The sequence below is a fragment of the Novosphingobium profundi genome (genome assembly GCF_020524485.1).
Taxonomy (GTDB): domain Bacteria; phylum Pseudomonadota; class Alphaproteobacteria; order Sphingomonadales; family Sphingomonadaceae; genus Novosphingobium; species Novosphingobium profundi_A.
In genome coordinates, this window is record NZ_JAIVLF010000005.1 from 247,827 (window position 1) to 269,218 (window position 21,392).

The window sequence follows — 21,392 nt, forward strand, 5'->3', positions numbered from 1 at the left end:
ATGCCGCGCTGGCTGATCGAGGACGGCATCGGCGAGACCCGCGCCGTCCTTGTCGAGGATGGCGAGGTCCTGGCCGCGCGCCTGTTCCTCCCCGGCGAGACGCGCGCGGGCGCGGTCCTCGAGGCCAGGCTCGTCGCGCGCCAATCCGGTTCACGGCGCGGTACGGTGCGCCTGCCCTCGGGCGAGGACGCCCTGATCGACGGACTTGAGAAGAGCGCCAGCGAGGGCGCGCTCTTACGTATTGTCGTCACGCGCAGCGCCATCCGCGAAGGCAGCCGCATCAAGCGCATGCAGGTGCGCCCTACCGACAAGGCGCCCTGCCCGCCGCCCACGCCGCGCGAGGAACTGGAACGCGACGGCTTTCCCGTCGAGCAAGTGCGCCGCTTCCCGGACGATCCCTGGCCCGAGCTCGTGCTTCAGGCGCTCGATGGACAGATCCCCTTTCCCGGCGGCACGCTTCTTGTCAGCCCGACGCCGGCGATGACCCTGATCGACATCGACGGCGCCCTCCCCCCAGCCACCCTTGCCATGGCCGCCGTCCCGGCGATTGCCGCGTGCATCGGACAACTTGATCTCAACGGGGCGATCGGCATCGATTTCCCTTCTCTCGAGCGCAAGGACGACCGCCGCGCCGTCGATACGGCCCTGGCCGCAGCGCTCGACCACTGGCCTCACCAGTCCACGGCCATGAATGGCTTTGGCTTCGTCCAGCTCGTCGCCCGCTGCGAGGGCCCTTCCCTGTTGCACCGCGTGCACAACGATCCTGCCGGCGCCGGGGCGCGTCTGCTGCTGCGGCGGGCCGAAGCCGTGAGCGAGCCGGGCATCCTCCTCCTTGGCGCCTCGAGCGCCGTGCGCGCCGCGGTGCGCCCCGAATGGGAAGAGGAACTTGCCCGCCGCACTGGCCGCACACTGCGCTGGAGCGTGGACGATAGCCTTGCCCTCGGCGGTGGTTTCGCGCAGGCCGTCGCATCATGACGACTCCCAAACGCACCTGCCCTATCTGCCGCAAGGCCCGGTCCGAGGAACATTCTCCCTTTTGTTCAAAGCGCTGCCGGGACCGCGACCTGCTGCAGTGGCTCGATGGCGGCTATGCCCTGCCGGGCCCTCCCGATCTTTCTTCAAGCGATTTGGCCCCGTTTTCCGGGGATCAGGACGAAGATTGAAAAAACTTGCCAATTTAGGGCTTGCAACGAATCAATCCCTTCTTCATAGGCCCGCAACCAGCTGATCGGCGGTGAACGAAAACCCCGATCACGAAGATGCCCGAGTAGCTCAGTTGGTAGAGCATGCGACTGAAAATCGCAGTGTCGGTGGTTCGAATCCGCCCTCGGGCACCACTTCCCCATGAAGCTGGTGCAACGCTGAAAACCTGACAAGATCAGGTCAAGTCAGCCCCTCAACCAAAATTTCAAGGCGTGCTTTTCAGCAAGCGTGGTGTCGACCAACGCTCCTGCGAGCTGGAACAACTCGCCGATGTGAAGCGTTTTTCACTTGGCTTGCAACCTCGATCCTTCGAGATTGCGATCCGTCGCGCGCGCCCCTTAGCGGGAGCACGCGGCGCGCGTGCCCGTGCCCGAGGCGGCTCCTCCTCCTCCAAACCTCCGCTGTTTCGGCACGGGTGCGCAAAAACGCTGGCCCAGGCTCGGCCAGCCCCTTCCGCAAGCGCGCGAATGCAGGGCACTCCGGCACCCCACTACGCGCTCGACAGATGCGAATTGCCGCAAGTTCTCTTCGCACCCAAGCAGGCATTTCGCCGCAAACGGCTGATACGCGGGAATATTCTGTTCGGACGCCGAATTCAGTCGTCACAAATTGTCGCACAGCGTCCACAAGTGCTTGCACTGCGCTACAATTCTTTCGATACGGCGCATTCCCCGCGACTGAGGTTACCGGCTTGTACTACTCCCCATTTTCGCATGCCTTCCACCATTGCAAACCGGCTCTTGCGGCCCTCATGCTCGCAAGTGTCGCGGTTTCCGGCTGTTCGCAGCAGGAGGGAGGCCCCGGAATGGGCGGGCGCGAAGTCGAAGTGGGGATCATCGAGGCCAAGCCCAGCACGGTGCCGATGCCGGTTTCGCTGAACGCACGCACGGTCGCCTACGAAACCTCCGAAGTGCGCCCGCAGGTAACGGGCGTGATCAAGAAGATCTACTTCACGCAAGGGTCCACCGTCCGGGCCGGGCAACCTCTCTACCAGATCGACCCCAGCCTCTACCGCGCGGCCGTCCACGAAGCCGAAGCCAACCTCGCCAGCGCAAAGGCCACGGCCGAATCCGCCAAGGCCCGCGCCGCGCGCCTCAAGCCGCTCGCCGAAATGGAAGCCGTCGCCCGGCAGGATTACACCGACGCCAAGGCCGATGCGGGCGTAGCCCAGGCCGCCATCGCGCAGGCCAGCGCCGCACTGGAGACCGCGCGCGTCAACTTGCGCTTCTCCACCGTCCCTGCCCCGATTTCAGGGACCATCGGACGCAACCTCGTCACCGTCGGCGCGCTCGTCAGCGATAGCCAGGCCGACCCCATGGCGGTGATCCAGCGCACCGACCCGATGTACGTCGACATGCAGCAGTCAGCCTCCGAGCTTGTCGCACTGCGCCGTCAGCTCAGCCAGGGCGGCGCCGAGCCCGGCAGCACCGAAGTGCACCTCCAGCTCGACGACGGCACCGACTACGGATTGCCCGGCCGGGTCCAGTTCTCCGAAGTGACGGTCAACCAGGACACGGGCACGGTCACCTTGCGCGCGCAGTTCCCCAATCCCGAAGGGCTTCTGCTGCCCGGCATGTTCGCAACCGCCATCTTCGACCAGGCCCGCAATCCGGGCGCCTTCCTCGTCCCCCAGGGCGCCGTCCAGCGCGATTTCGACGGGACCGGGTACGTCATGCTCGCAGGGCCGGACGGCAAGGCGGTGCGCCGCAACCTCGATGCCGGGCGCACCTACAAGGAGTTCTTCGTCGTCACCAAGGGCTTGAAGAAGGGCGACAGGATCATCGTGCAGGGCCTCAACGGTCTCAGGCAGGGCATGCCGGTCAAGGCCGTGGCCGCTTCGGAGCCGCAGCCGGTCGAACGTCCCAAGCCAGCCGGGCAGGGTCGCTAAGCCCCCATGTCACGGATCTTCATCGACCGCCCCATCTTCGCATGGGTGCTTGCCATCGTGGTCATGCTCGCGGGCCTGGGCGCGCTCATGTTCCTGCCCAACGAGCAGTATCCCGACATCGCGCCGACCCAGGTCAACATCAGCGCGACCTACACCGGCGCTTCGGCGGAAACGATCGAGAACAGCGTCACCCAGGTCATCGAGCAGAACCTGACCGGCATCGACGGCCTTCTCTATTTCAGCTCGCAGTCGAGCAACCGAGGCCGCGCCTCGATCAGCGCAATCTTCGCCAAGGGCACCGATCCCGACATCGCGCAGGTCCAGGTCCAGAACAAGGTCCAGTCGGCGCTCTCGCGCCTGCCCCAGGCCGTGCAGGCGCAGGGCGTGCGCGTCACCAAGTCGAACCCGGACCAGCTGATGGTCGTCTCGGTCTACGATTCGACCGGTAACCGTTCCAACCAGGACGTGTCCGACTACCTCACCTCCAACATCCAGGACCCGCTTTCGCGCGTCGAGGGCGTGGGTGAGGTCAACGTCTTTGGCGCACCGCACGCGATGCGCATCTGGCTCGATCCGCGCAAGCTCTCGGCCGTCTCGTTGATCCCGGCCGACGTCGTCTCGGCGATCCAGGCCCAGAACACCGAAGTCGCCGCAGGCAGCGTGGGCGATCTGCCCGCACCGGACGATCAGGCCCTGACCGCCACGGTCACGGCGGGCTCGCGCTTGCAGACCGCCGAACAGTTCCGGGCCATCGTGGTGAAGAGCAACCCCGACGGTTCGACCGTCACGGTGGGCGATCTTGGCCGTGTTGAAATGGGCGCGGAAAGCTACTCGGTCGTCACCAACTACAACGGTTTCCCGGGCGCGGGCCTGTCCGTCTCGCTCTCGCCGGGCGCCGACGCGCTGGCTACAGCGCAGAGGGTCAAGGCCAAGGTCGAGGAACTGGCGCTGAACATGCCCGAGGGCATCAAGTTCGAGTACGGCCGCGACAGCACCAAGTTCATCCAGCTTTCGGTCGACGAGGTCGAAAAGGCCCTGTTCGAGGCGATCATCCTCGTCGTCATCGTCATGTTCGTGTTCCTGCAAAGCTGGCGCGCGACGCTGATCCCGGCCATCGCGGTTCCGGTCGTGCTGCTGGGCACCTTTGCGATCTTCTACCTCATGGGCTTCTCGCTCAACACATTGACGCTGTTCGGCCTTGTCCTGGCCATCGGCCTCCTCGTCGATGACGCCATCGTCGTGGTCGAGAACGTCGAGCGCCTGCTCGAGGAAAATCCGGGCATGAGCGCGCGCGACGCGACGCTGGAGTCCATGAAGGAAATCCAGGTCGCGCTGATCGCGATCGGCCTTGTGCTCTCGGCCGTGTTCATGCCGATGGCCTTCTTCGGGGGCTCCACCGGCGTCATCTACCGCCAGTTCTCGCTCACCATCGTTGCAGCCATGGTGCTCTCGGTGCTCGTGGCCCTCGTGCTCAGCCCGGCGCTCTGCGCGCAGCTTCTCAAGGGCAAGAACCGGGCCCCTGATCGCAAGAAGACCTGGACCGAACGTCATCTGCCCTGGCTCGCGCGCGCCTGGGAGAAGTTCCACACCTGGTTCAACCGCTCGTTTGACAGGATGAGCGATGCCTACGCGCGTCAGGTCGAGACCGTGGTCGCCCACAAGTGGCGCTGGCTCGCACTTTTCGCCCTCATCTGTGCGGGCACCTTCTTCCTGTTCCAGCGCCTGCCCACCGGCTTCCTCCCCAACGAGGACCAGGGGGACATCATGGTGCAGTGGCGCCTGCCCTCGGGCACGCCGCGCTCGGAAACCGAAGAGATCCAGCACATCGTCGAGCAGTACTTCCTCAAGGAAGAAGCCGAAAACATCACCGGCCTGTTCGCCATCTCGGGCGGCGGTCCGGGCGGATCGGGCCAGAACGCAGGCTCCAGCTTCATTCGCCTGCGCGACTGGTCCGAGCGCACGCGCCCCGACCAGGCCGCGACCGCCATTGTCGCACGCGCCAACCAGGCCTTTGCCAAGCTGCGCAACGCGCAGGTCTTCGTCCTCGTGCCCGGTGCGATCCGCGGCCTTGGTCAGTCCTCTGGCTTCACCATGGAGCTGCAGAACCAATCGGGCCTGACGCGCGAGAAATTCCAGGAGGTGCGCGACCAGCTGCTCGCCGCCGCCCAGGCCGATGAGCGCCTCTCCAGCGTGCGTCTCTCCGACCTTCCCGAGGTATCCACGCTCAAGGTCGACAACAACATCGCTGCGCTGACCGCCTATGGCCTGACGCCCGCGAACGTGAATTCGACGCTGCAGACCGCCTGGGGTGGCACTTACGTCAACGACTTCATCGACAAGGGCCGCGTGAAGCGCGTCTACGTGCAGGGCGAGCCGGATTCGCGCTCGCGCCCGGAAGACCTCTACAAATGGTTCGTGCGCGGCTCGGACAACCAGATGGTACCCTTCTCCGCCTTTGCGAAAACCAGTTGGTCGACCGCGCCCAGCTCCACCTCGCGCTTCAACGGCCTGATGGCCTATGAATTCTCCGGCACACCGGCAGACGGGGTCAGTTCGGGTACGGCCATGGACGTGATGGAAGAGCTCTCGCACCAGTTCCAGGGCATTTCGGTCGCCTGGGCAGGCTCGTCCTATCAGGAGCGCCTCTCCTCGGGGCAGGCGCCGCTGCTCTATGCGCTCTCACTGCTGGTCGTGTTCCTGTGCCTTGCCGCGCTTTATGAAAGCTGGTCGATCCCGATCGCGGTGATCCTGATCATTCCGCTGGGTCTTCTGGGCGCGATCCTTGCCGTCACCCTGCGCGGGCTGGAGAACGACGTCTACCTGCAGATTGGCCTGCTAACCACGATGGGCCTTGCTGCGAAGAACGCCATCCTGATGATCGAATTTGCCGAGCAGGCCGAACGTCAGGGCATGCGCGTGATTGAGGCTGCGGTCGAAGCCGCGCGCATCCGCCTGCGCCCGATCCTGATGACGAGCTTCGCCTTCATCTTCGGCGTGATCCCGCTGGCGACCGCCTCGGGCGCTGGCGCCAACAGCCGCATCGCCATCGGCACCTCGGTCGTGGGCGGCATGCTGACCGCCACGATCCTTGCCATCTTCTTCATCCCGCTGTTCTTCGTGATCGTGCGCCGCAGCGTGCGCGATGGCCTGGCCGCCATCCGGACCCGCCTCGAAACGCGCCGCGAGATGAAGTCCTCCAACGCAGGAGACGCGGCATGAGGCCGTCGATGCGCCCCGCCCGCGCGCGCCTGAAGCGCACGAGCGCCCTGCTCACCGCCGCCCTGTTGGGCGCCTGCTCAATGGCGCCCAAGTACGTCCAGCCGGACAGCCCGGTGCCCCAGTCCTGGCCTGACGGCGAAGCCTACCGCGACACGGTGAGCACTGAACCGCGCCCGCTCACCTATGCCGAGGTCTTCGCAGACCCGGCGCTGCAGGGGCTGATCGCACAGGCGCTGGAGAACAACCGCAACCTCCGGGTCGCGGCGGCCAATATCGCGGCAGCCCGCGCACAGGTGAAGGTCACGCGGGCCAACCAGTTCCCGGCCCTTGCCACTACCGCGTCCGCCACCCACCAGGAAACCGGTGGCGGCTTTGGCCTCAATGGCTGGTCCTATGCCCTTCGCGCTGGCGTCTCGAATTTCGAGCTCGACCTGTTCGGGCGGCTCAAGAACGCCACCGCCGCGCAGGTCAACACCGCGCTTTCGACCGAGGCCGCCGCGCGGACCGTACAGCTCGGCCTCGTTGCCGACATCGCGCAAGGCTGGGCCACCTACGCTGCAGACCGCGAACTCCTGCGCATCGCCGAAGACACCGCCCGCATCGCCGGGGAAAGCGTGCGCCTGACCCAGGCTCGCCTCGAAGGCGGGATCGCGGCCCGCAGCGAGCTGCGCCAGGCCCAGCAGGTGCTCGAAACCGCGCGCAGCGACCTTGCCGCCCAGAAGACCGCGCTCGCACAGGACGTCAACGCCCTTCGCCTGCTCGTCGGCGCAGACTTCGACGAAAGCGCGCTCCCAGGCAGCATCACGCGCGTCAACGCCGCTCTTGCCGAGGTCCCGGCCAGCGCCGACACGACCATCCTGCTCAGCCGTCCCGACGTTTTGGAAGCCGAGTATTCCCTGCGGGCGGCCAACGCCAACATTGGTGTTGCGCGCGCACAGCTCTTCCCCACCATCTCGCTTTCGGCTCTGACCGGCTTTGCCGCGCAGTCGCTTTCCGGCCTCTTCGACGAGGCCTCGCGCTCCACCAGCTATGGCGGCAGCGGCGAGTGGTCGATCTTCAACGCCGGTGGCCGCAGCGCCAACGTCGGCGTCGCCAAGGCCCAGCGCGATGCCGCGCTCGCGACCTACGAAGGTGCGATCCAGACCGCCTTTCGCGAGACCGCCGACGCGCTTGCCGACCAGGGCACCATCGCCGAGCGTCTGAATGCAGCCACCAACTTCACCGAAGTTTCGGCCGACAACGCGCGCCTCGTCGAGGCGACCTATCGGCAGGGCATGGCCAGTTCGCTGGAGAACCTCGATGCCCAGCGCAGCCTCTATGCCGCACGCCAGGCCGAAGTGGGCATGCGGCTGGCCCGCGCGGTCAACCGCATCACGCTATACCGCGTGCTCGGCGGCGAGTGGGTGAGCCAGCCGCGCCCCGACGAGGCTGCGAACTAGGCACCCGCCCATGCAATCGGCGCAGCGCGCGTCCACTTGACCCCGCGTGCGCGACACGCGATGGGCGGCGATGCACCGTGCGTGTCGCCTTGCCCCAAGAGGCAGATCAACGATGCACCTGCGCGGGCGATGCGCGACTACGAGGAACGAGACGTGAGCACCAATGCGCCGGATGCCAGCACCGGCAAGACCATGAAATCGCTGTTTACCGAGACAGATACGCTGCAGCGGCAGGTCGGCATCCGCCTTTCCGTCCTCGCCCGGTTGCTGCGCAACACTTTCGACCGCAAGGCCGCTTCGCTCCAGGCGACCCGCTCGCAATGGACGATGATCGCGATTGTCGCACGCTACCCCGGCTCGACCCAACGCTGCATTGCCGAGTATCTCGACATGTCCGAGGCCTCGGCCGGACGGCTAATCGACAAGCTGTGCCAGGAAGGCCTGCTGGAACGCCGCGCCAAGGAGGACGATCGCCGCGCGCGCGTCGTCTACGTGACCGAGGCAGCAGCCCCGGTACTCGCCGCCTTGGGCGAGGCTGCAACCGAGAACGAGGCCCAGCTCTTCAAGGGCTTCAGCGACGCAGAACTCGAACAGATGTGCGCGTTCATGGACCGTGTCCACGCCAACGCCAGCGAGGGCTAAACCCGCCCAGCCAGCGCCGCTCTCCATCCGAAACGCGAAAGGCCCGCCCCGGCATCCCGGGACGGGCCTTTCGCGTTTTCACGGACATGGGTGTCAGAGGAAGGCCTTGACCTTCTCCAACACCATGTCGGCATGCTCCTTCCGGCAGATCAGCAGGTCGGGCATATAGACGTCTTCCTGGTTGTAGACGAGCGGGCTGCCATCGATGCGCGAGGCATGAAGGCCCCAGCCCAGCGCGACCGCTGCTGGCGCGCAGCTGTCCCACTCGTACTGACCGCCCGAGTGCAGGTAGATGTCCGCCTCGCCGCGCAGGATCGCCATGGCCTTGGCGCCGGCCGAGCCCATCGGGACCAGCTCGCCACCGATCGCCTCGCATACGCCGGTCGCTTCCTTGGCCGGACGCGTACGGCTGACCACCATGCGCAGCTTCTCGGGCGCAGCCGGGATTTCACCCGGCTGATCCGAACGCAGCACCATGTCGGCACCTGGCAACGCGACCGCGCCCAGCGTCGGTACGCCGTTCACCGCCATACCGACATGGACCGCCCAGTCGGCGCGCGCTTCGCCATATTCACGCGTGCCGTCGACCGGATCGACGATCCACACGCGCTCCTTGGCGAGACGCTCGGCGTTGTCCTTCTCCTCTTCGGAGAGAAGGCCGTCCTCGGCGCGCTGCTCGCGCAGCGCGTGAACGAGGAACTGGTTGGCCGTCTGGTCCCCGGCCTTGCCGAGGGACTTGCCCTCGAACATGCCCGATTCGCGCACCTCGATGAGGATCTTGCCCGCTACGTTGGCGAGATGGGCCGCAAGGTCACCGTCGGTCATCGTCATCAGACGTCTCCCAGCAGCGTGTCGACAATCAGGTCCGCCGCCTCTTCAGGCGAGAGCTTGGTCGTGTCGACGCGGATTTCAGGATTGCGCGGAGCTTCATAGGGGCTGTCGATACCCGTGAAGTTCTTGAGCTCACCGGCACGGGCCTTCTTGTAGAGGCCCTTCACGTCGCGCGCCTCGGCGACCTTGAGCGGCGTGTCGATGAAGACCTCAAGGAACTCGCCTTCGGGCAGCATCGCGCGCACCAGTTCACGGTCGGCCTGGAACGGCGAGATGAACGCGGTGATCACGATCAGGCCCGCATCGGTCATCAGCTTCGAGACTTCGCCCACGCGGCGGATGTTCTCGATGCGGTCGCTCTCGGTGAAGCCCAGGTCCTTGTTGAGACCGTGGCGCACGTTGTCACCATCGAGCAGGAAGGTGTGCCGGTTCATCCGGTGCAGCTTCTTCTCGACCAGGTTGGCGATCGTCGACTTGCCCGAACCCGAAAGCCCCGTGAACCACAGCACGGCCGGCTTCTGGTTCTTGAGATCGGCGTGCTGCTTGCGGCTGATGTCGACCGCCTGCCAGTGGACGTTCTGCGAACGGCGCAGGCTGAAGTTGATCATGCCCGCCGCGACCGTCGCATTGGTCATCTTGTCGATCAGGATGAAGCCGCCAAGCTGGCGGTTCTCGGTGTAGGGCTCGAAGACGATCTGCTTGTCGGTCGTCATCTCGGCCACGCCGATGGAGTTGAGCTCCAGCGTCTTGGCCGCCAGCTCTTCCATCGTGTTGACGTTGATCTCGTACTTGGGTTCGGCAACCGAGGCCGACACCATCTGCGTGCCGATCTTCATCCAGTAGGCTCGGCCCGGCACCATCGCCTCGTCCGCCATCCACACGAAGGTCGATTCGAACTGGTCAGCCGTCTGCGGCGGTGCATCGGCGACCGAGATCACCGACCCGCGCGAGCAGTCGATCTCGTCCTCGAAGCAGATCGTCACCGACTGACCGGCCCCGGCTTCTTCCAACTCGCCATCGAAGGTGACGATCTTGGAGACGGTGCTGGTCTTGCCCGAAGGCAGGACACGGATCTTGTCCTTGGGCTTGACCACGCCGGTCGCGATCTGACCCGAGAAGCCACGGAAATCGAGGTTGGGACGGTTCACCCACTGCACCGGCATACGGAACGGCTTGTCGGCATCATCCGAGGTCAGGACCTCGACGGTCTCGAGGTGCTCGATAAGGGGAACACCGGCGTATTCCGGGGCCTTGTACCAGGGCGTATTCTCGGACAGCGTGGTGATGTTGTCACCCTTGTAGCCCGAGATCGGCATTGCCGTGAAGTTCTCGATGCCGATCGATTCCGCGAACTCGCGGTAGTCGGCCAGGATCTTGTCGAAGACCTCCTGGCTGTAGTCGACAAGGTCCATCTTGTTGACGGCCAGGACGATGTTCTTCACGCCCAGCAGCTTGCAGATGTAGCTGTGGCGGCGAGTCTGGACGAGCACGCCCTTGCGCGCGTCGATCAGGATGACGGCCAGGTCCGAGGTCGAGGCGCCGGTCACCATGTTGCGCGTGTACTGCTCGTGGCCCGGGCAGTCGGCGACGATGAACTTGCGCTTCTCGGTGTTGAAGAAGCGGTAGGCAACGTCGATGGTGATGCCCTGCTCACGTTCAGCCGCGAGGCCATCGACGAGGAGCGCGAAGTCGATCTCCTGCCCCTGCGTGCCGACCTTCTTGGAGTCGTTGGCGAGCGCGTCGAGCTGGTCCTCGAAGATCATCTTCGAATCGTAGAGGAGGCGCCCGATCAGGGTCGACTTGCCGTCATCCACGCTGCCACAGGTAATGAAGCGCAGCATGGTCTTGTGTTCGTGCTGGTCGAGATAGCTGTCGATGTCTTCGGCGATCAGCTTGTCGACGACGTATGCGGACTCTTTGGTCTCGATATCGGCCATCAGAAGTACCCCTGCTGCTTCTTGACTTCCATACCGGCGCCGCCGGCATCCTTGTCGATCACGCGGCCCTGCCGCTCACTGGTGGTGGTCAGGAGCGTCTCCTGGATGACCTCGGTCAGTGTCGAGGCTTCGCTCTCGACCGCGCCGGTCAGCGGGAAGCAGCCGAGCGTGCGGAAGCGGATCGACTTCTCGGTGATCTCGGGCATGTAGCCCAGCACCTTTTCCAGGCGCTCGGGATCATCGGCCATGAACAGGCCACCTTCCCACTCGAAGGTCGGGCGCTTCTCGGCGAAGTAGAGCGGCACGATGGGAATGTTCTCGAGGCGGATGTACTGCCACACGTCGAGCTCGGTCCAGTTCGAGATCGGGAAGACGCGGATCGATTCGCCGCGCGCCTTCTTCGCGTTGTAGAGGTTCCACAGCTCGGGACGCTGGTTCTTCGGGTCCCAGCCGTGCGAGGAGGTGCGGAACGAGAAGATACGCTCCTTGGCGCGGCTCTTTTCCTCGTCGCGGCGGGCCCCGCCGAACGCGGCGTCGAACCCGTACTTGTCGAGCGCCTGCTTCAGCCCCTCGGTCTTCCACATATCGGTGTGGAGCGAGCCATGGTCGAAGGGGTTGATGCCCTTTTCCTTGGCTTCGGGGTTGTTGTAGACGAGCAGTTCCATGCCCGACATCTCGGCCATCTTGTCGCGCAGGTCGTACATGGCCTTGAACTTCCAGGTCGTGTCGACGTGGAGCAGCGGGAACGGCGGCGGCGAGGGGTAGAAGGCCTTGCGCGCAAGGTGGAGCATCACCGCGCTGTCCTTGCCCACCGAGTAGAGCATGACCGGCTTGTCGGCCTCGGCGGCGACCTCGCGGATGATCTGGATGCTTTCCGCTTCCAGCCTTTCAAGATGCGTCAGTTTCTTCATCGAACTCCCTCTTCGAGCCGTGCGCGTCCCCCGGGCGACAGCGCCTAGGGACGGGAATAGCCTGAACTTACAGGGATGACAGCGGCGCGAACCTCCCATATGGGAGGGTATGGCCCTGACAAGCTCCGACGAGACGGATCTGTTGCTCCCGCTGCTGGGTGCGATGCGCGAAACGCCGCGCTTTTCCACCTTTCTGGAACGCCTGCGGCGGCGCACCGGGGCTCGCTACATTGCCCTTCTCACGCGTCAGGGCGCGCTTGGCAAAGCTCCGATCATCGAATTTCACGCCGGAGCCCCCCTTCCTAGCGGAAGCCCCGTGACGGGCAGTTCAGCGTTGTTCGACCTTGACCGCGCGCACTACGACAGCCTGCGGCCCGGACGCGTCTACGCGCTGGGAGAGCTGGTCGACCACGACCCGCTGCTGAGGGCCCAACGCTGGCGCGAACTGCGCGAGCTTGGGCTGGCCGACGAACGGATCGTGCGCATCCTTGCCGATACCGGTCTCGACGCCTGGCTGGTACTCGCCCGCACGAGCCCCTGCAGCGCGAGCGACAGCGCCCTGCTTTCAAATCTGGCTCCCTACGTTGCCGAAGCGCTGCGCTCGGGCCGGGATCTCGACGCCGCGCGCGATAGTGCCCGGATCAACGCGGCCGGCATGGCGCGCTCGGGAAATGGCTGGATGACCTTCGATGCCGACGGACGTCTCGTCGACCTCAGCGGGCAAACACAGACCTGGTGGAGCGAGCGTTACGGCCAGCCTCCACGTATCGGGGAGCGCCTCCTTGGCCTCGCACGTCCGGCCGAACGCGCTCTGCTCACCGCCATCGAGGACCTCGCGCAGGACCAGACGGCCCCGCCGCGGCCTGTACTTCTGAGCGACACGCCGCAGGTCGAAGCGCTGGTGCAACGCATCGCGATGGACGATGCTCAGGCACCCGCGAACACGGCGCGCTTTCTCGCCGTCTTCGCCCTCCCCCACGCGCCGTCACGCGATGCCCAGGCGCGCCTGACGGCCCTCCACGCCCTGCCCCCGCGCGAAGCCGAACTGGCACTGAAGCTGTCGGAGGGGCTCAGCATTGCCGAAGCTGCGCAGGCCATGGGCCTGACCGTCGAGACGGCGCGCAATTACTCCAAGCGCATCTACGCCAAGCTGGGCGTGCGCGGAAAAGCCGAACTGGTGCGGCGGATCCTGGAGGGGACAGCGCACATGACCTGATCGGCCATGCGCGCCGGGATAGCCTATCAGGCCGGGGCCATGCCCTCGGCGATGGCCTTGGTGAACGCGGCCACAGCCTCAGCCTCATCGCCATTCCAGACCGCGCCCGAAACCGCGATGAAGTCCGCGCCCTTGCGAACCAGATCCACGCAGTTTTCCGGAGTGATGCCACCAATGGCGACGCAGGGGATCTCGAAGATGGCTTGCCACCATTCGAGCAGATCCGTGCCCGCGACGTGCTTGGTTTCCTTCGTGGTCGTCGGGAAATACGCTCCAAAGGCGACGTAATCCGCGCCCGCATCGCCCGCTTCCATGGCGAGGTGACGGCTGTCGTGGCAGGTCACACCGATCTGCGCGTCCATGCCCAGCGCCTTGCGCGCTTCCTCCACCGTGTCGTCGTCCTGCCCCAGATGCACGCCATCGGCCTTTAGGCGCTTGGCGAGGCTGATCGAATCGTTGACGATGAAAGCCACGCCGCGCGTCGCACAGATCGCCTGCAACGGCTCAGCCAGGCGCACGGCCTCGTGCTGGTCGATATCCTTCACGCGAAACTGGAACGCCGCGACCTCTCCCGCGTCGAGCGCACGCTCCAGACGCTGGGGGAAGTCGCCTCCCACCTCCAGCGGCGAAATCAGGTAGAGCTGCGTGGGTTCGCGTTCGATATCGGTGTCGTCGGTCATGGCCTGTCCCTTAGGAAAATCCAGCGAACAAGGGAAGCCGCCTCACGACATGGGCGGCAAGGCGAAACGAAACGGGGCGCCTTCCCACAGGAAAGCGCCCCGCATATTCCGTCATGGCGCGGCCAGCACGCCAAGGCGGTAATCAGACTGCGGCAGCCGCCGCGACTTTCTGGGTCGAGCCCTTGTAGATCGCATCGATCGCCTCACCGAGCGCGGCGTCGAATTCGTCGTCGCTCATCTGCGCGCGCAGTTCGGACAGGAGGGCGCGGCTGAAGCTGGCAATGATGCCCTTGTTCTTGGCCAGTTCGACACAGGCTTCGTCACGCGAGAAGCCACCCGAAAGCGCCACCACGCGCAGCACCTTGGGGTGATCGACAAGTGCATCGAACGTGCCCGGCACGACCGGCAGCGAGAGCTTGAGCATGACCTTCTGACCCTCGGGCAGCGCGTCGAGGTTCTTGAGGATTTCCGCGCAGAGGATCGCATCACACTCGGCGCGCGTCTCGCTCTTGATGTTCACCTCGGGCTCGATGATCGGCATCATGCCATGCGAGATGACCTGTGCGCCGATCTCGAACTGCTGCTTGACGACCGCAGCGATACCTTCGGCATTGGCCGAGTGGATCACCGAACGCTCCTTCGTACCGAAGACACCGAGCGCCTTCGAGCGTTCGAGCAACGCATCGAGCGTGGGCATCGGCTTCATCAGCTGCACGCCGTTGGCTTCGTCCTCGAGGCCCTTGTCGATCTTGATGAAGGGCACGATGCCCTTGGCGATCAGCGCGGACGGGGTCGGCACGCCACCCACGGTGCCGTCCATCGTGCGTTCGAACAGGATCGCGCCGATGACCTTCTCACCGGTGAACACCGGCGAGGAAATGATGCGGCTGCGCATCTCGTGGATGAGGCCGAACATCTCTTCTTCCGAGCCCCAGGCATCGTCCTCGATGCCATAGCCCTTGAGCGCCTTGGGGGTCGACCCGCCGCTCTGGTCCAGCGCAGCGATAAAACCGTCACCGTCGGCCATTTTGGCCGTCATTTCCGAAACCTGCATAAAACTCCTCCTCAAGTCATGCGTCGTGTGGATGGCAGGCTAGAGCCCGCCTGAGAAATTCGCAACTGCGGCAAAGGTGCCAGGATGTATCTTGGGGATACAATAATCCCCAACCAGACCAGACAGGCCTGGAATACGGTGAATGGCCCGTGTGCCGGAGTGGGTTGCCCGAATCACGCCTCCTCGTGCATCCGGGCAACTTTCGCTCCGCGCCTTTGCTGCAGCGCAGGATCCTGGGCCGCCGCAGTGCCAGCGGCCCGATCTGCTTAGGCCGAGAGTGCAGCGACGCCCGGCAGTTCCTTGCCTTCCATCCATTCCAGGAAAGCGCCGCCCGCAGTCGAGATGTACGAGAAGTCCTCGGCCACTCCGGCGTGGTTCAGGGCCGAAACGGTGTCCCCGCCGCCCGCAACCGAAGTCAGCGTGCCCTCGATGGTGAGCGCGGCCGCCGTACGCGCCAGCGAGACGGTCGCGGCATCGAAGGGCTCCATCTCGAAGGCGCCAAGCGGACCGTTCCAGACGAGCGTGCGGCAGGTCTTGAGCGCGTCGGCCAACGCCTCGACGGCCAGTGGCCCCGCATCGAGGATCATCTCGTCGGGCGCGACTTCGTGCACATTGCAGGTGCGCAGCGACCCCGGGTTGGCCGCAAATTCCTTCGAGACCACGACCTCGTAGGGCAGATGCACGGTGCAGCCGCTTGCCTCGGCGTTGGCGAGGATGTCGGTGGCGGTGTCCAGAAGGTCGTGCTCACACAGCGACTTGCCCACGTCCACACCCTTCGCGGCAAGGAAGGTGTTGGCCATGCCGCCACCGATCATCAGGTGATCGACCTGGGTGACAAGGTGCTTGAGCACGTCGAGCTTGGACGAGACCTTCGCGCCGCCCACGACCGCCGCCACCGGCTTCACCGGCGCGCCCAGCGCCTTGTCCAGAGCTTCGAGCTCGGCCTGCATCGAGCGGCCCGCGTAAGCGGGAAGCACGTGAGCCAGACCCTCGGTGGTGGCGTGCGCGCGGTGCGCGGCCGAGAAGGCGTCGTTCACGTAGAAATCGGCGTTGGCCGCAATCGCCCTGGCCAGTTCGGGATCGTTCGCTTCCTCACCCTTCCAGAAGCGGGTGTTCTCCAGAATGGCGACATCGCCGCCCTTGAGGATGCCCACCGTCTGCGCGACGACGTCACCGGTGATCTCGGGCACGAACATCACTTCCTTGCCCAGCACCTTCTCGACCGCGCCCACGACCATCGAGAGCGACATCTGCGAGTGGCGCTCGCCCTTCGGGCGGCCAAAGTGGGCCAGCAGCAGGACCTTCGCGCCCTTGGCGCACAGGTCGTTGATGGTCGGCACCGCAGCGCGAATGCGGGTGGCGTCGGTCACGAGACCGTCCTGCATCGGCAGGTTCAGGTCCACGCGCACCAGCGCGACCTTGCCAGCTACATCGCCAAGGTCATCCAGAGTCTTGAAAGCGCTCATCTAACTATCCTCACCTCGTCACCGACGGAGACGGGTCCGTCGCGTATGACCCGGCCCAGCACGCCGCCGCGCCAGTCCGGCGTCAGCGCGGCCATGAGCCCGGGCGCTATCTCGTCCATGCGGCTGCATGGATCGCATTCCAGGGTTGTCTCGATCCGGCAGGTCGGCCCGATCGCAAGCACACGGCCCGCTTCACGCGGGAGGCGCAAGCCCGCCACGCACAGGTTCGCACGGCGCGCATACCAGGGCAGTTCCATGCCCGGCATGAGCCCCAGGTCGGCCATCGCCGCCTGCCAGCTTTCGGCCTCGATCAGCGCCACCTGGCGGCGCGGGACCTTGCCCTCACGTGCAACGCCGCGGGAATCCCCCTGGATTCCCGCGGCGATTGTCACTTCGGCCCGCGGCACGGTCTCCATGGGCGCACGCGAACGTGTTCGCCGCGCAATGCCCTGGAGCGTACCGTGAGCCGACATCACGTTCAGAGGAACTTCGCCATCGCTCCTGCGGTGTCGAGCATGCGGTTCGAGAAGCCCCACTCGTTGTCGTACCACGAAACGACGCGCACGAACTTGCCTTCCATGACCGCCGTTTCCAGGCTGTCGACCGTCGACGAGGCCGGGTAGTGGTTGAAGTCCGAGGAGACCAACGGCTGGTCGGTGAAGGCAAGAACGCCCTTCATCGGACCTTCGGCCGCCGCCTTGAGCGCCGCGTTGATCTCTTCGACCGTCGTGTCCTTCTGGGGCACGAAGCACAGATCAACGAGGCTGACGTTCGGGGTCGGCACACGCACCGACGAACCGTCGAGCTTGCCCTTGAGTTCCGGCAGCACGAGACCGACCGCACGGGCCGCGCCGGTGGTGGTCGGGATCATGTTGGCGGCACCTGCACGGGCGCGACGCAGATCCTTGTGCATCTGGTCAAGCATGCGCTGGTCGTTGGTGTACGAGTGGATCGTGGTCATGAAGCCACGCTCGATACCGACGGTGTCGTTCAGCACCTTGGCGACGGGCGCCAGGCAGTTGGTGGTGCACGAGGCGTTCGACACGACGATGTGGTCGGCCGTCAGCGAATCGTGGTTCACACCGAAGACGACGGTGTTGTCAACACCCGTGGCCGGAGCCGAGATCAGCACGCGCTTGGCACCAGCGTCGAGGTGGGGCTGCGAGGCCTCCTTCGACTGGAAGATGCCGGTGCACTCGAGCACGATGTCGATGCCCTGCGCGGCGTGCGGCAGGTCACCGGGGTTGCGCTCGGCGGTCACGGCGATTTCCTTGCCGTTGACGATGATCTTGCCTTCGCCGGCCTCGACCGTGCCCGGGAAGCGCCCGTGCGTGGTGTCAAAGCCAAAGAGGAGAGCGTTCGACTTGGTGTCGGCCAGGTCGTTGATCGAGACCAGTTCCAGACCGCAGTCGGGACGTTCGAGAATAGCGCGGGCCACAAGACGCCCGATACGTCCGAAACCGTTGATCGCAACCTTGGTCGCCATATTCAAATCTCCTCCTTAGACGCTAAGCTTTTCGAGGACCTTGGGAACGATCGAAGCGGCCGAGAAGCCGAAGCGAGCGAACAGATCCTTGGCCGGGGCCGACGCGCCGAAACGGTCCAGACCGATATTGAGGCCGCCATTGCGGCTTGTCGCGGTGTAGCGCTCCCAACCCATCGTCGTGCCAGCCTCGATCGAGACCTTGAGGATCGTGGGGTCGTGGGGCAGCACTTCGTGCTTGTAGGCCTCTTCCTGCGCGTCGAAGAGTTCCATGCACGGCATCGAGACGACGTCCGCGCCGATGCCCTGGGCCTGGAGTTCGTCGCGCACGGTGCAGGCCAGTTCGACTTCCGAACCGCTGGCGATGAGGATGACCTTGCGGTCTCCTTCCGCCGAACGCAGCGTGTAGGCGCCGCGTGCCGAGAGCATTTCGCCCGAAGTGCGCAGTTGCGGCAGGTTCTGGCGGGTCAGCGCGAGGACCGAGGGCGTTTCCTGGGTCTGCAGCGCGATATTCCAGCACTCCGCCGTCTCGATCACGTCGGCCGGACGGAAGACGTTGAGGTTCGGGATCAGGCGCAGCGACATGACCTGTTCCACCGGCTGGTGGGTCGGACCGTCTTCGCCAAGACCGATGCTGTCATGGGTCAGCACGTAGATCGCGCGGACCTGCTGCAGGGCCGAGAGGCGGATCGCGTTGCGGCAGTAGTCCGAGAAGATCAGGAACGTACCGCCGTAGGGGATCACGCCGCCGTGCAGCGCCATGCCGTTCATCGCCGCGGCCATGCCGAATTCGCGGATGCCGTAATAGACATAGCGACCGGCGTAGTTCTCGGCCGTGAACGGCTCCTGGCACTTGGCCTTGGTGTTGTTCGAGCCGGTAAGGTCAGCCGAACCGCCAATCATCTCGGGCAGCGCCGGGGCGAGCACGTTGAGGCAGTTTTCCGAGGCCTTGCGGGTGGCGACATTGGCATCGCCTTCCAGCCAGCCCGCGAAGGTCTTGGCGACTTCCTCGGTGTCGGGCAGTTCACCGGCCATGCGGCGGCTGAACTCGGCCGCCTCGGGGTTCGCGACCTTGCGCGCTTCCCAGGCTTCGCGCGCCTCGGCACCCTTGGCTCCGAGCGAACGCCAGTCAGCGAGGATGTCCTCGGGGATCACGAAAGGCTCCGCGCTCCAGCCCAGGACTTCGCGCGCTGCCGCGATCTCGTCCGCGCCAAGCGGCGAGCCGTGGACGCCCGAGCCGCCCTGCTTGTTGGGCGCGCCCTTGCCGATCACGGTCTTGCAGGCGACCAGCGAGGGCTTGTCCGAAGCCGCCGCCTCGGCGAGCGCACGCTCGATATCGGCGAAGTCGTGGCCGTCGCACGAGAAGACGTCCCAACCCGAGGCGCGGTAGCGCGCGGGGATGTCTTCCGAGGTCGACAGGCCGGTCTTGCCGTCGATGGTGATGTCGTTGTCGTCCCACAGGACCTTGAGCTTGCCCAGGCCCAGCGTACCGGCAAGGCCGATCGCCTCGTGGTTGATGCCTTCCATGAGGCAGCCGTCGCCCGCGATCACCCAGGTGTTGTGGTCAACGAGGTCATCGCCGAAGGTCGCGTTGAGCTGACGCTCAGCCATCGCCATGCCGACCGCCATCGCCAGGCCCTGGCCCAGCGGACCGGTGGTGCATTCCACGCCTTCCAGCAGGAAGTTCTCGGGGTGGCCCGCGCAGGGGCTGCCCATCTGGCGGAAATTGCGGATGTCCTCGATCGTCGGGCTCTCGTACCCGGTGAGGTACAGGAGCGAATACATCAGCATCGAGCCGTGCCCCGCCGACAGCACGAAGCGGTCGCGATCGGCCCACTGCGGGTTCTTCGGATCGAACTTGAGGTGCTTGGCGTAGAGAACGGTGGCAACGTCGGCCATGCCCATCGGCATGCCGGGGTGGCCAGAGTTCGCCGCCTGGACCGCGTCCATGGAAAGCGCGCGAATGGCGTTGGCCATCGGCGCGAGGCGGGCGGGGGCAAGGGTCATCAGACTGGCTCCGGAAAACGGATTATTACACTATGATTCGGACTTGCCGACCCCCTTTAGGGCAGGCCGCACCGTCGTCAAGTTCAGCACCGCGGAAATGCGCCGTCCAGCCCAATCTTGGACATTCGCACAATTGCATGGCGATGCAGGCTGGCTTGTGAACAAACGCGCCGAGGCGATTGCGTTCTGCGGCGAGTGCGATAGCGAGACATCATGGAAGAGACAGAAACTGTCCTGCCCGCGCCGTCCGCCGAGACGGGCGAGGCCCCCGACGCCTCCCCCCTTGCCCGGATCGAAGCTGCCCTTGCCCGCATCGAGAGTGCCTGCGCGCATCGCCTGCGCGCGGAGGACGCCCTCCTCCAGCGCCACGGCGCGCTCCGCACCCGTGTCGAGGAGACGCTGGGCGAGCTCGACACGCTGATCGAAGGAAGCGCACCATGAACAACGTCGAACTGGTCATCGGCGGACGCGACTTCCTCGTCGGCTGTGGTCCGGGCGAGGAAGAGCATGTCCGCGCGCTCGGCAAGGTCATTGCCGACAAGGTCGACGCGGCCAATGCGCGCGGGCTCTCGGAAGCGCGCATGCTCCTGTTCGCCGCCCTCCTGCTCGCCGACGAGAACGACGAGTTGAAGCGCAGTGCAGGCACCGCCACGCCTGTATCTACGGACGCCAAGCCCCCTGAGCCGGATCCGGAAGAGACCGCACGCCTCTCGCGGATTGCCGAAAAAATGGAAAAACTTGCCGACCTGCTTGAGACGCCACTTGAGGATGGGCCCAAGGATCTCTAACTAGGCGCGCGACGGGATCTGCCCGGCACGAGCCGTTCGAACATCCCTGAGGCTATAAGCAATCCTAGGGGGCTGTCCCTGCCCGGACCGTGGTCCGACGTACATGGCCCCCACCTGACGTTGAGGCGTCAGAGGAGTTCTAGGAAAACGACCCATGGTGGACCCGTCACCGTTTTCCCCCAATCCGATCTGGTCAGTCGCCTGAGCGCACGGTTGAGAACGTGCGTGGCAACACCCCAAACACCGAAGCGCGCCGCATGGCCACTTCGGCGTAGCACCGTGCTGCTCACCCGCAGCCCGGAGCGGAATAAAGGTGATTAACGGGAAAAAAATTTCATCTTCATCTTGGACATAGGGCCAACGGCGCACAGCGGCGGGCACTTTCATGCGAAGTCAGCACTCACCGCACCTGGAATCCCTAACGCGCCATAAACCTCTTCGCTTATCCGCCGAGAAACTTAGTTAACGCCTCCGAAGACACTTTATATCTAATTAATATCGCTAGTTAATATCAGGTTACTTCGATTGACGACACCCGGAACATGAGGTGCAATCGATTATCCCAACGCATATCGAGACATAAAATCAGTTGGGTTAGTCGCTAAACCTAAAAACCGGAGACTACTTG

At 65.0% G+C, this 21,392-nt stretch carries 18 protein-coding genes and 1 tRNA gene; 10 read left to right on the top strand and 9 right to left on the bottom strand.

Features of this window, described 5'->3' with window-relative positions:
* The 7 genes from LC060_RS15075 (at window position 1) to LC060_RS15105 (ending at window position 8,391) form a co-directional block, all read left to right on the top strand.
* Window positions 1–975 carry a ribonuclease gene (locus tag LC060_RS15075; protein WP_226636961.1) on the top strand — a complete coding sequence of 325 codons (975 nt, stop codon included), beginning with the start codon at window positions 1–3 and terminating at the stop codon, window positions 973–975.
* Window positions 972–1,163: a DNA gyrase inhibitor YacG gene (yacG, locus tag LC060_RS15080; RefSeq protein ID WP_084592214.1), complete on the top strand. Its 192-nt coding sequence runs from the start codon at window positions 972–974 to the stop codon at window positions 1,161–1,163. Before LC060_RS15075 ends, yacG begins: the two co-directional genes overlap by 4 nt.
* 98 nt (window positions 1,164–1,261) lie before the next feature.
* Window positions 1,262–1,337, top strand: a tRNA-Phe gene (locus tag LC060_RS15085).
* Window positions 1,338–2,008: 671 nt separating this feature from the next.
* Entirely contained in the window at window positions 2,009–3,091 is a 1,083-nt protein-coding gene (locus LC060_RS15090) for an efflux RND transporter periplasmic adaptor subunit (protein WP_226636963.1), read from the top strand.
* Between the two features lie 6 nt (window positions 3,092–3,097).
* Window positions 3,098–6,310 carry an efflux RND transporter permease subunit gene (locus LC060_RS15095; protein WP_226636965.1) on the top strand — a complete coding sequence of 1,071 codons (3,213 nt, stop codon included), beginning with the start codon at window positions 3,098–3,100 and terminating at the stop codon, window positions 6,308–6,310.
* A complete protein-coding gene (locus LC060_RS15100) occupies window positions 6,307–7,749 on the top strand; it encodes an efflux transporter outer membrane subunit (RefSeq protein ID WP_226636967.1) in 1,443 nt (480 codons plus the stop codon). Before LC060_RS15095 ends, LC060_RS15100 begins: the two co-directional genes overlap by 4 nt.
* A 153-nt stretch (window positions 7,750–7,902) precedes the next feature.
* A complete protein-coding gene (locus LC060_RS15105; protein WP_226636969.1) occupies window positions 7,903–8,391 on the top strand; it encodes a MarR family winged helix-turn-helix transcriptional regulator in 489 nt (162 codons plus the stop codon).
* A 93-nt stretch (window positions 8,392–8,484) separates the two neighbouring features.
* Here the strand turns inward: LC060_RS15105 and LC060_RS15110 are convergent, their stop codons facing one another.
* Genes LC060_RS15110 through cysD form a run of 3 tightly spaced genes read right to left on the bottom strand, consistent with a single transcriptional unit; the run spans window position 8,485 to window position 12,169 of the window.
* On the bottom strand, window positions 8,485–9,216 hold the full coding sequence (locus LC060_RS15110) for a 3'(2'),5'-bisphosphate nucleotidase CysQ (RefSeq protein WP_413465130.1): 732 nt from the start codon (window positions 9,214–9,216) through the stop codon (window positions 8,485–8,487).
* Window positions 9,217–9,221: 5 nt separating this feature from the next.
* Window positions 9,222–11,159 carry a sulfate adenylyltransferase subunit CysN gene (gene cysN, locus LC060_RS15115; protein ID WP_226636972.1) on the bottom strand — a complete coding sequence of 646 codons (1,938 nt, stop codon included), beginning with the start codon at window positions 11,157–11,159 and terminating at the stop codon, window positions 9,222–9,224.
* Window positions 11,159–12,169 (bottom strand): sulfate adenylyltransferase subunit CysD, encoded by a 1,011-nt coding sequence (cysD, locus tag LC060_RS15120; protein ID WP_264191913.1) that lies wholly within the window; start codon window positions 12,167–12,169, stop codon window positions 11,159–11,161. Before cysD ends, cysN begins: the two co-directional genes overlap by 1 nt.
* 10 nt (window positions 12,170–12,179) lie before the next feature.
* Here cysD and LC060_RS15125 point away from each other — a divergent pair, with 10 nt between their 5' ends.
* Window positions 12,180–13,286, top strand: a complete 1,107-nt coding sequence (locus LC060_RS15125) for a helix-turn-helix transcriptional regulator (protein ID WP_226636973.1) — start codon at window positions 12,180–12,182, stop codon at window positions 13,284–13,286.
* Between the two features lie 26 nt (window positions 13,287–13,312).
* Here LC060_RS15125 and thiE read toward each other — a convergent pair whose 3' ends face one another.
* The 6 genes from thiE to tkt all read right to left on the bottom strand — a co-directional run bounded on the left by thiE (window position 13,313) and on the right by tkt (window position 19,976).
* Window positions 13,313–13,966, bottom strand: coding sequence for a thiamine phosphate synthase (thiE, locus tag LC060_RS15130; protein ID WP_226636975.1), 654 nt, complete (start codon window positions 13,964–13,966; stop codon window positions 13,313–13,315).
* A gap of 142 nt (window positions 13,967–14,108) precedes the next feature.
* Entirely contained in the window at window positions 14,109–15,020 is a 912-nt protein-coding gene (locus tag LC060_RS15135) for a fructose bisphosphate aldolase (protein WP_226636977.1), read from the bottom strand.
* A 266-nt stretch (window positions 15,021–15,286) separates the two neighbouring features.
* Complete coding sequence (locus tag LC060_RS15140) at window positions 15,287–16,486, bottom strand: phosphoglycerate kinase (protein WP_226636980.1); 1,200 nt, start codon at window positions 16,484–16,486, stop codon at window positions 15,287–15,289.
* A complete protein-coding gene (locus LC060_RS15145) occupies window positions 16,483–16,959 on the bottom strand; it encodes an MOSC domain-containing protein (protein WP_226637480.1) in 477 nt (158 codons plus the stop codon). The genes LC060_RS15140 and LC060_RS15145 overlap by 4 nt, the downstream gene beginning before the upstream one ends.
* A gap of 5 nt (window positions 16,960–16,964) precedes the next feature.
* Window positions 16,965–17,972 (bottom strand): type I glyceraldehyde-3-phosphate dehydrogenase, encoded by a 1,008-nt coding sequence (gap, locus tag LC060_RS15150; protein WP_226636982.1) that lies wholly within the window; start codon window positions 17,970–17,972, stop codon window positions 16,965–16,967.
* A gap of 15 nt (window positions 17,973–17,987) precedes the next feature.
* Complete coding sequence (gene tkt, locus LC060_RS15155; protein ID WP_226636983.1) at window positions 17,988–19,976, bottom strand: transketolase; 1,989 nt, start codon at window positions 19,974–19,976, stop codon at window positions 17,988–17,990.
* A 213-nt stretch (window positions 19,977–20,189) separates the two neighbouring features.
* On the opposite strand from tkt, the gene LC060_RS15160 reads away from it, so the two are divergent.
* Together LC060_RS15160 and LC060_RS15165 are read left to right on the top strand one after the other, a co-directional pair.
* Window positions 20,190–20,417: a hypothetical protein gene (locus tag LC060_RS15160; protein ID WP_226636985.1), complete on the top strand. Its 228-nt coding sequence runs from the start codon at window positions 20,190–20,192 to the stop codon at window positions 20,415–20,417.
* On the top strand, window positions 20,414–20,764 hold the full coding sequence (locus LC060_RS15165) for a cell division protein ZapA (protein WP_226636987.1): 351 nt from the start codon (window positions 20,414–20,416) through the stop codon (window positions 20,762–20,764). The genes LC060_RS15160 and LC060_RS15165 overlap by 4 nt, the downstream gene beginning before the upstream one ends.
* The last annotated feature ends 628 nt before the right edge of the window (window positions 20,765–21,392 follow it).